The 15241-nt window shown below is 29.4% G+C and carries 19 protein-coding genes and 1 pseudogene; 4 read left to right on the forward strand and 16 right to left on the reverse strand.

The genetic code is table 11. The features are described 5' to 3' along the window. Positions 1–77 precede the first annotated feature (77 nt). The 15 genes and pseudogenes from B3N22_RS13745 to B3N22_RS13815 form a co-directional block, all read right to left on the reverse strand. A complete protein-coding gene (locus tag B3N22_RS13745; protein WP_073018663.1) occupies positions 78–464 on the reverse strand; it encodes a TIGR02530 family flagellar biosynthesis protein in 387 nt (128 codons plus the stop codon). A 12-nt stretch (positions 465–476) separates the two neighbouring features. Beyond that, positions 477–1151 carry a flagellar hook assembly protein FlgD gene (locus B3N22_RS13750; protein WP_073018661.1) on the reverse strand — a complete coding sequence of 225 codons (675 nt, stop codon included), beginning with the start codon at positions 1149–1151 and terminating at the stop codon, positions 477–479. Between the two features lie 11 nt (positions 1152–1162). Further along, positions 1163–2716, reverse strand: coding sequence for a flagellar hook-length control protein FliK (locus B3N22_RS13755; protein ID WP_286908000.1), 1554 nt, complete (start codon positions 2714–2716; stop codon positions 1163–1165). Between the two features lie 7 nt (positions 2717–2723). Then, positions 2724–3164 carry a flagellar export protein FliJ gene (gene fliJ / locus B3N22_RS13760; RefSeq protein ID WP_286908002.1) on the reverse strand — a complete coding sequence of 147 codons (441 nt, stop codon included), beginning with the start codon at positions 3162–3164 and terminating at the stop codon, positions 2724–2726. Between the two features lie 11 nt (positions 3165–3175). Next, positions 3176–4480 (reverse strand): flagellar protein export ATPase FliI, encoded by a 1305-nt coding sequence (gene fliI, locus B3N22_RS13765; protein WP_286908004.1) that lies wholly within the window; start codon positions 4478–4480, stop codon positions 3176–3178. 8 nt (positions 4481–4488) lie between these two features. After that, positions 4489–5253 carry a FliH/SctL family protein gene (locus tag B3N22_RS13770; protein ID WP_286908006.1) on the reverse strand — a complete coding sequence of 255 codons (765 nt, stop codon included), beginning with the start codon at positions 5251–5253 and terminating at the stop codon, positions 4489–4491. Continuing rightward, the gene (gene fliG / locus B3N22_RS13775) at positions 5237–6250 is read right to left on the reverse strand and encodes a flagellar motor switch protein FliG (protein ID WP_073018650.1); all 1014 of its coding nucleotides are present in this window, start codon (positions 6248–6250) and stop codon (positions 5237–5239) included. Before fliG ends, B3N22_RS13770 begins: the two co-directional genes overlap by 17 nt. Positions 6251–6254: 4 nt before the next feature. After that, positions 6255–7817 carry a flagellar basal-body MS-ring/collar protein FliF gene (fliF, locus tag B3N22_RS13780; protein WP_286908007.1) on the reverse strand — a complete coding sequence of 521 codons (1563 nt, stop codon included), beginning with the start codon at positions 7815–7817 and terminating at the stop codon, positions 6255–6257. A gap of 22 nt (positions 7818–7839) precedes the next feature. Further along, positions 7840–8145, reverse strand: coding sequence for a flagellar hook-basal body complex protein FliE (gene fliE, locus B3N22_RS13785; RefSeq protein ID WP_286908008.1), 306 nt, complete (start codon positions 8143–8145; stop codon positions 7840–7842). A 9-nt stretch (positions 8146–8154) separates the two neighbouring features. Continuing rightward, complete coding sequence (gene flgC / locus B3N22_RS13790) at positions 8155–8559, reverse strand: flagellar basal body rod protein FlgC (RefSeq protein WP_286908010.1); 405 nt, start codon at positions 8557–8559, stop codon at positions 8155–8157. A gap of 2 nt (positions 8560–8561) precedes the next feature. Further along, the gene (flgB, locus tag B3N22_RS13795; RefSeq protein ID WP_414632235.1) at positions 8562–8969 is read right to left on the reverse strand and encodes a flagellar basal body rod protein FlgB; all 408 of its coding nucleotides are present in this window, start codon (positions 8967–8969) and stop codon (positions 8562–8564) included. A gap of 372 nt (positions 8970–9341) precedes the next feature. Then, positions 9342–10208, reverse strand: a complete 867-nt coding sequence (locus B3N22_RS13800) for a flagellin (protein WP_349676632.1) — start codon at positions 10206–10208, stop codon at positions 9342–9344. Positions 10209–10495: 287 nt separating this feature from the next. After that, positions 10496–11122 (reverse strand): annotated as a pseudogene (locus tag B3N22_RS13805) (AAA family ATPase); the annotation flags it as partial. Positions 11123–11615: 493 nt separating this feature from the next. After that, positions 11616–12152 carry a hypothetical protein gene (locus tag B3N22_RS13810; protein ID WP_286908016.1) on the reverse strand — a complete coding sequence of 179 codons (537 nt, stop codon included), beginning with the start codon at positions 12150–12152 and terminating at the stop codon, positions 11616–11618. 136 nt (positions 12153–12288) lie between these two features. Beyond that, entirely contained in the window at positions 12289–12546 is a 258-nt protein-coding gene (locus tag B3N22_RS13815) for a hypothetical protein (RefSeq protein ID WP_286908018.1), read from the reverse strand. A gap of 436 nt (positions 12547–12982) precedes the next feature. Here B3N22_RS13815 and B3N22_RS23645 point away from each other — a divergent pair, with 436 nt between their 5' ends. Genes B3N22_RS23645 through B3N22_RS13825 form a run of 3 tightly spaced genes read left to right on the forward strand, consistent with a single transcriptional unit; the run spans position 12983 to position 14400 of the window. Beyond that, the gene (locus B3N22_RS23645) at positions 12983–13168 is read left to right on the forward strand and encodes a recombinase family protein (RefSeq protein ID WP_349676633.1); all 186 of its coding nucleotides are present in this window, start codon (positions 12983–12985) and stop codon (positions 13166–13168) included. A gap of 14 nt (positions 13169–13182) precedes the next feature. Then, a complete protein-coding gene (locus B3N22_RS13820; RefSeq protein WP_349676634.1) occupies positions 13183–13611 on the forward strand; it encodes a recombinase family protein in 429 nt (142 codons plus the stop codon). Positions 13612–13671: 60 nt separating this feature from the next. After that, positions 13672–14400 carry a hypothetical protein gene (locus tag B3N22_RS13825; protein WP_286908020.1) on the forward strand — a complete coding sequence of 243 codons (729 nt, stop codon included), beginning with the start codon at positions 13672–13674 and terminating at the stop codon, positions 14398–14400. A gap of 120 nt (positions 14401–14520) precedes the next feature. Here B3N22_RS13825 and B3N22_RS13830 read toward each other — a convergent pair whose 3' ends face one another. After that, positions 14521–14706 (reverse strand): helix-turn-helix domain-containing protein, encoded by a 186-nt coding sequence (locus B3N22_RS13830; protein ID WP_349676636.1) that lies wholly within the window; start codon positions 14704–14706, stop codon positions 14521–14523. A gap of 349 nt (positions 14707–15055) precedes the next feature. On the opposite strand from B3N22_RS13830, the gene B3N22_RS13835 reads away from it, so the two are divergent. Further along, positions 15056–15241, forward strand: a 186-nt coding sequence (locus tag B3N22_RS13835; protein WP_286908022.1) for a hypothetical protein, incomplete at its 3' end; no start/stop codon positions are given.

Genomic DNA, 15241 nt, shown 5'->3' on the forward strand with positions numbered 1-15241 from the left:
TTTTCTTACCTCCAAGTTTTTTTATTTTCCTGCATCTATCATTCAGCAGGTGAAGGCTTCCTTATTTAAGGTCCAGCCTATAAAATTACTACGCTATCTACGTTTGTAAATACATTTTCTTTTGATCTTTCTTTATCAACAGCAGTTATTACGGTGTTATTTTGAACTGAAGCTATTATAGCAACATCTTTATAAAGCATAAGAGTATTTTTTGAGCCTTTTTCTCTAGCCTTACCTAATCCTCTTTCTATTTCCTTGTAATCATCTTTTGTAAAATTAAGATTGTCCAATCTTTCTGCGGCATGTTTGGAAAGTGTAAACCCTCCACTTGTTTTTTCTATTTGTCTATCTAAAACTTCTTTAAAAGTTTCTCCAGTTACCTTACTACTTTTAGTAACAGGATCTTTATATTCTGGGAAATTTCCTACAGGATAGGCTCTGCCATTAATTATTCTATAGCCCATCTTTAATCACTTCTATTCTTTATTTTCTACTTTGCTTACTTTATCAACACTTACTGTCAATATTTCATCACTGCCATCTACTTTTAGCTTTATATTTACAACTCCATTGTCTTTACTTACACCAATAACTGTTCCTTTAATATTTTTATCGCTGCTATCTTTTTCAGTTAACTCAACATTTTTACCTATAAAACCTGATGCTAATAAGAAGCTCATGTTTCCATTTAAATTAGTAAGAACAGGTAATGAGTAGTCTGGTACATTTACAACACTTACCACTGTGTTTAAATCAAAATTCTTTTCAACATTAGTTCCTTTTTCATTTACTGTTACAGACAATGTTGTAGAGCCATTTTGAGTCGTAACCGCATTAACAACTCCTGTATAAGGATTACCTTCACTATCTAATACATTTACTGTTACACCTTTTCCAACTAATGATTGATTAGCAAAGCCTGACATTGTAGTATTAAGATTTGCCATCTGCTCCATTGATGTAAACTGAGCCATCTGTGATATGTATTGAGTTGAATCTACATTAGCTGTTGGATCTTGATTGGATAACTCTGCTGCTAATATCTTTAGAAACGAGTTTTTATTTAAATCACTACCAGCTTTCACTATCTTAGTTCCTCTATCCGTTGCAGTAGCTGATCCATTGTATCCAATTGCACTTGTTGAAGCCATTCTTTTCCCTCCTATGCTAAAATATTTAAATTATTTAAAGTTTCTAAATCATCTTCTGCATCTGTAGCTTCTATACTATCCTTAGCAGAGTATTTAGTAGTGTTTTGTGAACTGTTCCTTTCTTCTCTAGAAAAATTACCTTCTCCGGATTGGAATGATTGAAAACTATCATTAAAATCTATATTTACATCTTCAATTTTAATGTTTTGAGTATTTAATGCATGCTTTATTTCTGGAACTTTGGAACTTAATAAATCATAAGTTTCCTTATTAGATGCATTTATACTTGCTTTCATAATTTCACCTTGAGTTATTAATTTTATAGTTATTTCTCCTAACTCTTTAGGTTTAATCTTAACAGTAAGTTCTTTTAAACTATTGTCTTCCATGTACTTAAAAGTCTTTATTACATCTTGTACAACTGTATTTTTAGATACTACAGGTGTTTCATTTGAAACATTACTTACTGTAGTTGTACTGCTAATTGGCGTAAATTGAATTACTTTTGGTAAAGCTTTTTCATCTTTACTGTTATCACTAAGAAGTCCACTTAAAAACTTATCTTCTTTAGCAGTAGTTTCTGACTTTGTATAGCTAGCTTTATCTTCTTGGCTAACTTTAACTGAGTTTGAGTTAGTTTCAGTAGTTCTATATTGAACTTTTGGTTCTAATACATCAAAATCACTTTTTTTAGGTTGTTCATTTAACAAACTTTGAAGTTCATTTGTTTTAGTATTAGTTTCAACTTTAGTTACAGGTACTTCTAACTCTTTACTAATTAGTGTAGTTAACTTATCTAATACTGTTGGTTTTTGATCTAAGTTTTTAACCATCTTATTAGTTGAAGCATTATCCAAAACTTCTGAAACCTTAGCTACTAAATTATTCACTATAGTTTTTATATCACTTGTTTTAACTTCATCAGTTAATTCTAAGTTAAAAAGTTTCATAGCTTCTTGACCTAACTTGCCATCTTTTTCATTAAGTAGGTTGTCAAAGTTGTTAGCTTTAAACACTTCTTTTAAATCTGATGATAGTTTTGGATTAGATAATACATCCTTTAAAGTTACTTCTCCTTTTACTATGTTGGTTACTAAACTACTTAACTCTGTAGAAACTTCCCCCGGTTTTATTTCCGAAGTAGTAATTTGATTTTTAATTGTATTAAGTAGGTTCAATAAACTGCTTAAAGTAGATATCACAACATCGTTAACTTCTTCATCTTTATTTCCCAGGAAATCTGGTTTGATTTCTTCTTTTGAAACTTCATCTGTTTTTGAAGTTTCTGTTGATTTTTTATTTGATGTTGTTTCAACTTTGTTTTCAACGTTGTTTTCTACTTTAGTTTCATCATTTTTAACTGCTTCTTTAGCCTCATTTGTACTTTCAACATCTTTAGGTTTACTTGATTCATTGTTTTCAACCTTCTTAGTAGTTTTATCTACACCTGTGCTTTTATCTAAAGTATCCTTAAAACTCTTTTTGTCACTACTTTCAGTAGTTGCCTTATAAGAAGTATTATCAACTTTAAAGTCTGGCGTATAGTTTATTTGACTAATATTCACTTATTTCTCACCCCCTTTCACTATTTCTAAAATATGAATATAGAGCGAATTCATCATTACTAACTCTCTCTATCCTATCTTGCTCTTGTTTAAAGGTTTGAAACTTTTTATCCTTTAGTAGTTCTACAGTTTTTCTATCTACGGTCTTTTGTTTTACTATCTCTCTTTTGTAGTCAACTTGTTTACTTTTATCAACTAACTCTCTTTCAGTTTGGTCTATTCCTTGAGTAAGTGCCATTAGATAGTTTCTTTTTATCTTTTGGTATACTACACTTTCGCCTTTTTTAATTCCCTTATGTTTTTCATAATCATCTTTGAGAGAAGTTAGATGGTCTTCAACAATCTTCTTTTGTCTTGTTACCTCTTGAAACTCTCTTATAGACTCTTCTTCTTTTTTAACTCTTATGTCTAACAATTTTTCTAGACCAAAAACAAATCTATCAGCCATCTTTCCTCCATCTAGAACATTGATGTTAATGTTCTAACACTTTCATCAAACCCACATTTTTCTTTTATTCCTTGCTTTAAGAACTTCTCAATGTAAGGATTATATTGAACTGCTATGTCAATTTTTTTGTTACTTCCACTGACATAGGCACCTATATTGATTAGATCCTCCGCTTCCTTATAAGTAGCTAACAAATCCCTAGCCTTCGATGCAGCATCTTTATGATTATCGTCTGCAATAGATGGCATAAGTCTTGAAACTGAGTTAAGAATATCAATAGCTGGGTAGTGATTTTTATGAGCTAACGCTCTAGATAAAACTATATGTCCATCCAATATACCTCTTACCGCATCGGCAATAGGTTCATTAAAATCATCACCATCAACCAAAACTGTATAAAAAGCTGTTATTGAACCTTTATCTGAAGTTCCTGATCTCTCCATAAGTATAGGAAGTTTCGCAAAAACTGATGGAGTATAGCCTTTAGTTGCTGGAGGTTCTCCTATAGCTAACCCTACTTCTCTTTGAGCCATGGCAAATCTAGTAACAGAGTCCATCATAAGGATAACCTTTTTACCTTGATCCCTGAAATATTCAGCTATTGCTGTAGCTGTAAGTGCTCCTTTTAATCTTATAAGTGCAGGTTTATCTGAGGTTGCACATACTACTACTGACTTTTTCATTCCTTCTTCTCCAAGGTCAGCTTGAATAAAGTCTAAAACCTCTCTACCTCTTTCTCCGATTAATGCTATAACATTCACATCTGCCTTAGCTTCTCTAGCTATCATACCTAAGGTTGTACTTTTACCAACTCCACTACCTGCAAATATTCCAATTCTTTGACCTTCTCCGCAAGTTAAGAATCCATCTATAGCTCTAACTCCAGTTGGAAGAACATCTTTTATTCTTCTTCTTTTTAATGGATCTGGTGGAGAATTATCTAAAGGATAATCTTCTCCAAAACCTATTTCATCTTCATTTAGAGGATTTCCTAATCCATCTAATACCTTACCTAAAAGATTGTCGCTACACTTTACACTAAGAGGTTTTCTTTCTGGAACCACTTTACAGCCTGGTGATATCCCACTAAGTTCTCCAAGTGGCATAAGTATAACTTCATTATCCTTAAATCCTACAACTTCACACTTTATAGGAATATTTCTCTCATTATAGATTGTACAAAGTTCACCTACAAAGGCTTTAATGCCCTCAACTTCAACTGTTAATCCTATAATCTTTTTAACTTTTCCTTCTATGTATGTAGGGGATAATCCCTTAACTTTTTTATTTAAAAGCTCAAAATCTATTGAAATCATATATTCACCTACCCAATTAAAGCATCTCTAATCTTTTCCATACCTATATCAATTCCAACTATACATTTACCGTTATCTTTATGTATCTCAGCATTTCCTTCTGGAATACTTTCATCTTCAATTAGATGAATTTCTTCAATACCATAATAACTTTTCCACTCTTGAACATGAGCTTTTATACTTTCACTATGTTTTTTATTACACTTTATTAAAAAGACTTTATTTCCTTTTGAAGCTTCTATGTATTCTTTGACTAATTCATCTATACCACTTTCTTTTCCTAACTCTCTTTTTAAAACTGACTCTGCAATATTTATAGCCAGATTGACTATTTCTTTTTTCTTATCTTCCAAATACGTTGTATAAACATCATTAGACTTTAAAAGAACTTCGTTAGCTTCACTTATTAATCTGTTTGCTTCTTCTTGTGCCTTTACTATAGTTCCATCATAAGCTTCTCTATAGCCTTTTTCGTGACCATCTTCATAGCCATTACTTTCGCCTTGTGCATATCCTTTTTCATAAGCTTCTTTTTCTATAGTTTTTGCCTCTTCCATAACCTTATATAAAATATTGTCTCTTTCTCTTCTAGCATTTTTTACAATGTTTTCTCCTATAGAATTGAAGCTTTGCATTATGTCATCTCTATTGTCCGCTCCAGAGCCATCCTCACTAAAGGAAGCTCTAGAAACAGAAGTATAGCTAGTTGTTATTACTTTTTGTTCACCTGATTTTAAGTTATCTTTTTTTATTACACTATAAGATGAGCGCATCTTCTCCACCTCTTGAAATTATTATCTCTCCGGCTTCATCTAGTCTTCTAATTACTGAAACGATCTTTTGTTGAGCCTTTTCAACATCCATAAGTCTTACTGGTCCTAAGAATTCCATATCTTCTTTCAATGAAGCAGCGGCTCTCTTAGATTGATTTCTAAATATAGCTTCAGCAACGCTTTCTGAACATCCTTTAAGAGCAAGTGCAAGTTCTTTAGCATCTGTTTCTCTAAGAACTCTTTGAATAGATACATCATCAAGAGTAATGATATCTTCAAATACAAACATAGAACTCTTAATTCTATCAGCTAACTCTGCATCTTCTCTCTCTAAGCTTTCTGTAATATTCTTTTCAGTAGTTCTATCAACTTGGTTTAATATATCAACAAGGGTATCTACTCCACCTAAGGTAGTCATTTCTGTTCTAATTACAGATGATAACTTACCTTCTAGAACTTTTTCGATTTCTTTAATTACCATTGGAGAAGTATTACTCATTGTAGCTATTCTATACGCAACCTCTGATTGTATCTCTTCTGGTAGTTCAGCTAAAACTTGAGCTGACTTATCTGCCTGAAGATAACATAATATTAAAGCTATAGTTTGAGGATGCTCATTGATTATTACATTTAAAAGCTGTTGTGAATCTGCTTTTCTTGCTATTGCAAAAGGTCTATATTGAGCTGTAGCATCAGAAACCTTCTCTAATATCTCCTCAGCTCTTTGAGCACCTAAAGCTTTAGAAAGTAGTACTCTTGCATAATCCATACCACCTTCTAAAAGATAGTCTCTAGCTTTATTCATCTCTACAAATTCGTCTAATATACCATGTCTTTGTTCAGATGTAACTGAGGTTATGTTAGCTATTTCATAAGTTATTTTTTGAATTTCACTTTCTGGCAACTTTTTTATTATGGATGAGGATGCCTCTGGTCCTAAAGTAATAAAAAGTATTGCAGCCTTTTGAACTCCAGTTAGTTTTGTATCTTTAGCCACTCAATCACCTCTCTCTTTCATTAAGCCAAGACTTAAGTATTTCAACTACTTGTTCTGGTTTTTCCTTTGCGTATTTTTTAACTTCACTTTCTATGTGACTTGCTTCATCGTTAGGTTCAAAATCGATTGGATTATAAACCACTGGTTCTTTAGGTTTTATTTGTTCTCCTACAACAATGTCTAGGATATGTGGTTCATCAGTAGCATCTTTCTTTCTTCTGCTTCTTAAGAATAGGATAAGTGCTATTATAGCTATAATTCCTATACCAGCTCCTATAGCAATATTTCTTATTAAAGTCATTCTTTCTTGTTTAGCTATCTCTTCTTGCATAGCATCTAGTTGAGCTTTAGCTTCTTGGTTTGCACTTGGATCAAATGTCATACCGATAACTGATATTTCATCTCCTCTATCTGCTTTAAGCCCTATAGCATTAGCTATAGATTTGCTCATCTGCTCTTGAGTAGCTGCATCTAAGTTTCCATCTACCATAACAGATGCTGTAACTCTTTTTATTCCACCTGGTGCACTTACAGTTTTAGTTTCTGTTTTCCCATAATCATAATTTGTGGTTTGTTTTTCACTTGATGAAGTACCCGAACCATTATTTGTATCAATTGTGTTACTTGTATTATTATCAACTGGACTTGCTCCATCTGTTGTAGTTCCATTTTGGTTAACATCTTTAGATGTTTCTTGACTCACTATAACCTTGTTTGGATCTACAATCGTTTGTGTTTGAGCTTTTGAATCAAAATCTAAATCAGCATTAACTTGAGCTGATATTTTTCCTTTACCTAAAACTGGCTCATATAAAGCTATAATTGCTTGTTGTAGTTCTTTTTCAAACTGCTTTTCAGCTGCTCTTTGTTTATCTACTGAAGTTGCACTTTCAACTCCATTATCATCAAACAATCCCTTAGATAAAAGATTCATATCTGAATCCATAACTTCAACATTTTCGTTTGGAATATTTTCTGTACTTCCTGAAACTAATGCTACTATACTTTTCACTTGATCACTTTCTAAGGTTTTTCCTGCTTTTAACTGTATATAAACAGCAGCCTTGCCAGGTGTTTTATCCTTAACAAATACTGAACTTTGTGCAGGGGTTATATGTACTCTCGCAGCTTCAATCTGAGAAAAACTTTTTATAGTTTTTTCTAATTCCCCTTGAAGCATTCGTATTTTCTTTACTTGAAATTCCTCATCTGTCATACCAAAAGAACTACTTTGGTCCATAAGTTCATAGCCTTTACTTCCGGACTTAATTTCTGTTGCTAGTTCTAATCTAAGTTCGCTTACCTTCTCTTTTGGTACTAAAATGCTTTGCCCGTCTATCTTCATATCAACTTTTGCTTCTTTAAGCTTAGCTGTTATAGTTTGTGCATCACTTGCTTCCAAATCGCTAAATAAAATACCATACTTATTTTTACTAGAGTAAAAACTAAAGCTTATAATACCAACTACTAATGCAACTAGGGCAATAATCAGAGAAATTTTAACTCCTTTTGAAAGAGACTTAAATTTCTCTTGGAACTTCTTTATAATCTCTTTTATTTTCTCCATTATTAACTCCTCACTGTTATCATTATATCTGCATTCTATTTAATTCCTGGATAGCCTCAACTATTTTATTTCTAACTTGTACAGCTAGTTGTAGAGAAGTTTGAGCTTCTGCACCTGCTAACATAACATCATGAACTTCAACATCTTCGCCTTGAATCATTTTAGTAGTCATTTCATCAGCATTAACCTGCTGTTCATTTACTTCGTTTAGCTTGTCCTTTAATATCTTAAAGAAATCACTTCCACCAGCTTCACTTACTTTGTTATTTTTATTTTCATTACTTGTGTTAAAAATCTGTTCATTTGGAATGAATGAATTTATTTTCACCGATTATACCTACCTTCCTATTTCTAGTGCTTTCATAAACATACTTTTATTTGCATTTAATGTATCTATGTTTGCTTCATAAGATCTTGAAGCTGAAATCATATCCGCCATTTCATTTAATATATTAACATTTGGAAGTGTTACGTAACCTTCTTCATCAGCGTCTGGATGTGAAGGGTCATATTCTTTTCTTAATGGAGATGGATCATCAACTATCTTATCAGCCTTTACCCCTGCTCCACCTGTTTTATTATCTAAAATCTCTTTAAATACAGCTATTTTTCTTACATAAGGTTTTCCATCCTCGCCTCTAGTAGTATTAACATTTGCTATATTTGAAGAAATTGTATCCATTCTAAGTCTTTCAGCTGTTAATCCAGAAGAACTTATCTTTAATGCATTAAACATACTCATAATTATCTACCTCCACCTGTTATAACATATCTTAAATTGCTTATCTTTCCATTAGCTGAAGTAACTAATGCATTATAAAGCATAGTGTTAGCTGCTTGATTAGTTTTTTCAAGTTCTAAATCCACATTGTTTCCATCTGTTCTCATGCTTGTACTTTCATCTCTTAAAACTTTTGCTGTACCAGTAACTTTGTTATCAGTCATATGTTTGCTTTTAGTTGTCTTTAATGATAATTCACTTGAACTCTTTTTAAATTGCTCTTCAAAAGATACATAGCTTCTTTTAAAGTTTGCTGTATTAATATTAGCTATATTATTAGATATAACTTCTCCTCTTAATGAAGAAGCATTTAATCCATTTTTGATTAAATTATATGTTGACTCTGATATATTCGCCATAGATTTTCTCATATCCTCTCTTTATATATTTAAAATCTTACATCATTCTTACTAAAACCCTAAAATCCAACAAACAATTTAATATAATTATAATTTATATTTAAAGATATTTCTACATAATTTTTCAAGTTTTCGTGTCTTTATTTATATTTTTAATTGATTTTAATCTTTGTTAATAACTTTTAACTTATCAAAACTTGCTTTTCACATTTAATTGTCCGAATTTTCTGACTAGTGATAATTATTAGTCATTAGATATATGATATCTTATTCTATAAAATAAAAAAAGAGTTTTCAGAATATTTTTTAATTCTAAAAACTCCATTTTCTACTTTAACATACATTTAATATCAAAAAAAGGTACAATCATACAACAAATTTCGACTATTTTATTCTTTCTAATATCTGAAGAACGTCTTGTGGAAGCTTATTTGTTTGAACCATCATGGCTATAGAAGAGTTTACTAATATTGATTCTCTTGAATAATTCATCATTTCTTCAGCTATATCAGCATCTCTTAAACTACTTTCAGCATTTTCTACTGATTGGGATATTTCACCTAACCCCTGAGATAAGGATTCAAACTTGTTTTGTACTGCACCATATTTACTTCTAATAGAATTCACACTATTTACAGCCGAATCTATAATCTCAAGATTTTTATCTTTTGAAGTTGGATCAAGAAGATTTACTTCTTCTAAATAACCAACTCCATCTTTTCCTAACATAGCTGTACTTGTATTAAATGTAGGAATCTTTGCAAGTTCTCCAACATTAGCTCCAACAGAAGTTGTTATAAACCCAGGTTTATTATTATCAGTTACATTTTGATCATCTAATAGTTTAACACCATTAAATTCTGTATTTTTAGTTACTGAATTTATATGTTCTTTTAACTGATCTATTTCTTTTTGAATATTAGCTTGATCTTCACTATTTAAAGAACCAGTGCTACCTTGAACAACTAATTCTTTCATCCTTGTTAAACTTTCAGAAACTGAACTTAAAGCTCCATCAAAGGTTTGAAGCATAGACGCTCCATCCTGTAGATTTCTTTCCGCTGCTTGAAGTCCTCTTATTTGAAGTCTTAACATCTCAGACTGTCCTAAATTATTAGGATCATCTTTAGCCGAGTTAATCTTTAACCCAGTAGATATTCTATTGAAAGCAGTTTCTTGAGTTTTAAGTGCCTTTGTATATCCTTTATAAACATTAAGAGACATTAAATTAGTGTTTAATCTCACATTCATCACTCCAATAAATTTCTATATATAACTTATATCGAAGATAAACTTTAAAAACTTTATAGGTAAACTTGATTTAACAATAAACCTCCACTATCCTCTTATCTTCAACACTACTTTCTTCAACTTTTCCAAGTAATCCGTTTCTTCTAAAATCATAAACTAAAAGATATCCTTCTTTCAGATTATATTGGTCTAGATATTCTCCTAAAGGATTTCCCTTCCCTTAATACCTTTACCATCATATGATTAACAGCCTCATCCATGTATTCCCTTTTCCATACTAATTTTTATTCATCCATTATTTTTTCATCTATTATCTTGCATAACTTACTCACAAGAAAAGGATAACCAGAAGTATAAAAACGTGCTTTTTAGAAAAATATTCTTTATCTAAAAGAACTTTTTTATCTTGTACATAATCTACAAGTATAGTTACTATTTCTTCCTTAGAGAAGCTCATATCCACATCAAAATCAGAAGCAATATTCCAAGGACTATTATATTTATGTTCCTCATCACTTCTTATCTTAAGCTTCATTCCCTTTACATCATGAACTCCGCCTAATATGATACTGTACTTTTTTCAATTTCAAGAAATTTCTCTAATTTCTCATTTTTAAAGCCTAAATCCTGGATCATGATATCTAAAAATGCTTTTGAAAATTTATCTTCACTTTCAAAAACACTGTCGCCTATACCTTCAAAGCCTATCTTTATACCTAAATACTCTTCAGTAGCATTTACTTTTTATCTAAAAGAAACATAGTTGTAGTTTTTCCATATTGTCTTAGTCTATTTATTATAAAGTACTTTCTTTTCTCAACAAGATTTATGACTTTCTGAAGTTTTCTTGTTGTATACACCATGTAATGAAATTCTGGTATACATGTTCCTGTAATATTAAATTCTTTAATCATCATAAACACTTCCTTTTTAAATCAGTGGAAAGTTGAAGTTTGACAATTTGATATCTTAATTAAAATCTTTAATCAAACTTCTTCTCCACCATTAACTTTACCAATTCATTTTTAACTAAATCCTATCTAATATTATATACCAAACCATATCAGTATTAAACATCTATTAAGTTTAATATATTCTTCACCTCTTTCATAATCTCTTCCCCAACATAATAAGCATCTTCAACACTTAAACTTGAATAGATTGGTAAACTAATTTCATTCTCATACTGCGAAAAGGCATTTGGTGTAGTTGGCTAAAAAAGTCTTAAACTAATATCACTCTTCAAAAGGCATTTTTTAAATCAATTCCATATTTTATATTCTAAAAAAGTCTTAAACTAAATCTATTGTTTCTATATTTCCCATGTAGTTTTGGCTAAAAAAGTCTTAAACCTTAAGTTTAAAAATGTAGTACAACTCACATTTAGATTGCTAAAAACAACTAAATTTATCGATAGTCTTTATTTTTAATCTTTTCAATTATTTCTTTATAATCTTCTTTATTATTTAAAATATATTTTATTATTTTACTTTTTGTCTTGCCATCTTTTATCATAGCATCCTTTCTATTTGCTCTTAATTTAGCCAATTCTTTATCATTAAATATTGGTTTTTGTGTCATTGGTCTGTACTTTTCAATAAACGTATTTTGTATTCTGACTCTTTCAATTCTATTTTTATCTGTTGCTCTCTTTAAATTCTCATTCTTTTGTATTTTATCATATGGCAATTTACCATTTAAAATAATATACGTAATTTTATGATTACCTTCTAAATTTTCAAATCCAAAATATGCTTTATTACTTTTCAATTCATACAAATGATAAGTCAATCTACTTAAGAAGATATTTGCCTCTCCAATATATAAAGGTATTTCATCTAATAGAAACATATATACTCCCCCCTCTAGTGAAACATTATCTAACTTTATACTTATATCAATATTTACTTGCTCAACCATTATATCAAGCTTAAAATCCACCATTATTTTCTCCCTTTTTTAATAAATTTAGAACACTATGTCTGTTATAAAATTACATAGCTCTATAAAAATGGTTGGATTGCCAACTATTATCATAATCTTAAATCACAAAATTTAATTTTAATATATATTCTTTATCTTAAAGTAATCTTTTTTCCCAATCATCTAATAAATCGCCTACCAGTGTTCCATAAAACGATTCACTAACTCTAGTTTCTGAAGTTTTTCTAAAATCCTTATTTTCATATTTTTCACAAATAACATGTTTTTCAAAATACTCTTCAAACTTATCAAGTATAATCTGTTCACTACCACAAATATTACATTTATAATCATAAGTGTAATATTTTTTATTTGCATTCTTGATATGATTAGGTATTTTATCATCAATAACCATTTCTTTGAATAATAACAGAGCTTTTTTTTAGCATAAACATATTATCATCAATTTCACTAATTAAGTTAGGATAATATTCTTTATCTCTACCATCAATAGCGATATCATTAAAAAGATCATTTACTGCAAAAGAAAATTTTTTTTGAAAACTGTCACTATGTACAATTAAGTTTCTTATATGTTTAGCCTCTGTAACTAAATTATCTGAATAACATTCAAAAATTTCATTTATTAAATTACTTTCTTCATAAGTCTCTTTAATCTTTTTTTCAAGTTTAGCTGGTGTTAAAACTATAGATTTAATGGACGACTTTTTATATGCACTTAAATAAATTAATTAGCAAAAATTGATTTAAAAAGTGTCTACAAAAAAACTTTATGATTTCAAAGACTATATATACAATTTATGTTATTTTATTGTAAAGGATGTGCTAATTTGATATTTGTATACGTAAGGATAAGTACAAATAAGGATAGCAAAAAAACAGATAGACAATTAATAACATTAAGAAATTATTCTGAAGACAATAATTTTACTTTCGATAGAATCTTTGAAGAAAGAATTAGCGGTACAGTAAAAGCAGAAAACAGACCACAGTATGATGAATTGAAAAACAACTAAGGGAAAATGATATCTTGCTTATAACTGACATAGATCGTTTAGGAAGAAATGCCGATGATGTTATGATAGAATTAAAAACTTTAAAATCTAAGAAAATTAAGGTGGTTGCATTAGATGTTCCTCACATGAATGAGTTGAATACTATAAATGACAATAGCTTATACGATATGATAATAGACATTGTTATAACTTTAAAAGCACATATGGCACAGCAGGAAAGAGAGAAGACAGTTTCTAGAATAAATCAAGGGTTACTGGTAGCTCGAGAGAAAGGGACAGTTCTTGGAAGACCAAAAATATCACTACCGAAAGATTTCATTAAAGAATATAATAAATTTAAAAATGGAGATTATGGAAAGATAAGTGCCAAAGGTTTTGCTAAGATGTTAGGAATAGTACGATCAACTTTATATAAATATATAAAAATTTATGAGAAAATGTAACTCTATTCTTGTTCTAACAATTCAGTATGTAAATTATATGAAATAAAGTGAGGATGTTTTATGGAGGACTTATTTGCAAAGTTATCAAGTTTTATTCTATCTATTAACTTACAAAGTGTTTATTCTGTATTATTCGGTGCAATTATATCTGCTTATATTAGTTATAGATTTACTAAATGGAGAGAGAATCAAAGGCTTAAAATTGATTTACAGATAAAAACTACTGATATGCTTATAGATATTATTAAAAACTTTAATACGTCAGCTTCTATTATGACTAGTAAGAATTTCGTGTTCTTTAACATTTATAATTCAACCTTAGAATCTAATACAATTGATGATTCACTAGATAAGATTAATAATGACTTTAAAATAATGCTAATTAATCAAGCTAAAAAAAATGCTATAAATAACTTTGAAGAATATAATGAAATATGGATCAACTATAGTAAATCTTTTATGCCTATAATTTCTATTCTTGAATCTAGAGAAGTTATATTAAATAAGTTTCTAAAGGACAAGGATGAGTTAATAAATGAATTTCAAAAACTCATTGATCTTCAAAACGACTTTACGACATTATATTATAATGATATATCCAATAAAATAATATTTAATCAACTAATAGCTGATACTAGCTTAGAAAAAGTAGATACATATCAACAAAAGTTTATGGAGCAATGTATATATGTAAGTTGTAAAGTTTGGGATTTACAAGTTAAGTTACAAAATGAATTTTTGAGTAAACTATTTAACTATACTGTTCCACCTAGAAAACTCAATATTTAAACATAAATAAAAAGAGAGTTAAAAGTTAACTGTCTTTTTATTTTTTAAATTAGAAATTTGAACTTAGACTCTAGGTTTTCTACATTATATTTCAAAATACTGACATTAATATCAATTAATCTATAAACATTTATCTAAATTAATTTTTATTCCTAATGCAGTTATATATCTTAAAAATACATCTAACTTCACATTATTTTCTAAACTTTCTATTTTTGATACCACCTTTATTGGAATACCACTTCTAATAGCTATATCTTCTTTAGTTAAATTCAATTCTTTTCTTATATTAATAAGGCTTTTGATTAATTCATATTTATTATTAAAAAATCCACATCAATTTTCAAACTTGGGTCTTTCTTTAATTCTTCTTGTAATGATTTTGCAAAATCTACTTCACCAAACATTACTTAACCTCCCTTACTAAATAGTTTTTAGTATATACTTATTTTACTTGGTTCATGAAATCTTTATTTATGCTTTTGTACTTATACTTATTATAAATCAGGTATACTTTTTAATAAATAGGAAGAAACTTGTTATAGTGAGTTCATAAATTTAATCATTATAGATTAAAAGAATGCGTTCATATTATTATTAATCAAAACTTTAACCACTCTAAATCTAAAGGAAATTCATAATTGGAGGTAATTTTATGTCACATGATCATGACCACAGTAGTACTAACACTGATTTTAACAAAAAGAAATTTACTCAACTGTTTTTGGGCGCTCTTATATTTTTTATGGGTATATTTTTCAGCAAAACCTACGCTGACAATTTATATCTCTTTTTCATATTTGCTATTAGTTATTTAATTCTTGGAGGGGAAGTAGTTCTT

Origin of the sequence: Clostridium sp. UBA1652 (assembly GCF_002320975.1) — a bacterium.
Taxonomy (GTDB): Bacteria; Bacillota; Clostridia; order Clostridiales; family Clostridiaceae; genus Clostridium_T; species Clostridium_T intestinale.